The following is a 765-nucleotide window of genomic DNA, read 5'->3' as shown; positions in this document are numbered from 1 at the left end:
GGCGCAGGACCGCGACGGCGGTCGTGGCGGTCTCATCGTCGTGGACCTCGGCGTAAGCCACGCGGGAGTGGTCATCGATGACGGTGTGGACGAAGGCGTGGCCCATGTTCGGGTTGTAGTGGACGTTCTTGGGCTTGCCCGGGGTCGCGGCCCGGTTGCGCTTGCCCTGGGCACGTCCGACGTAGCGCCAGCCGCCGCCGTCGGGGATGTTGCCCAGCTTCTTGACGTCCACGTGCAGCATCGCGCCCGGGTGCTCGTGCTCGTAGCGGCGGACCGGTTCGCCGGTGGCCCGGTCAACATGAGCCAGACGGTTGAGCCGGCACCGCAGCAGCACGCGGTGCGCTGTCGAGGGCGCGACACCGCTCAGGGCGGCGAGCTGGACCGGGCCCAGGCGCTTACGCAGCCGCAGTGCCACGATCCGCTTCGTCGTCGCTGCGCTGGTCTTGGCCGGCATCGAGTGTGGCCGGCTGGACCGGTCGCTCATCGCCTCGCCGGCGGCGTACCGATCCGCCCAGCGTTTGACCGTCGGCCAGGAGCACTGGAACCGGGCCGCGACCTCGACGATCGGGACTTTCTGGTCGACGACGAGCTGGGCCACCCGGAGCCGGGCGCGTGGGGTCAGGGCAGCGTTAGCGTGGGACACGAGGGCCTCCTGTTTGGCGAAGTGAACCTTGAGCAGTTCCACTCCACCGCGGGAGGCCCTCCCCTGTCAGCAGCTCACAGCGCGAAGTCGCATTCCCTCAACCAACGTGCCCGGTCAGTACA

The 765-nt window shown here is 69.7% G+C and carries 1 protein-coding gene; it reads right to left on the bottom strand.

Annotated features, from left to right (window positions below):
* Positions 1-643 (bottom strand): helix-turn-helix domain-containing protein (locus tag ACR9ZK_RS21625; RefSeq protein WP_481344020.1); only part of this gene is annotated, 643 nt, incomplete at its 3' end.
* Positions 644-765 lie beyond the last annotated feature (122 nt).

The sequence above is a fragment of the Monashia sp. HAY1-5C genome (assembly GCF_056755255.1).
The sequence above is the reverse complement of the archived record's forward strand: the minus strand, read 5'-3'. Positions and strand labels throughout refer to the sequence as shown.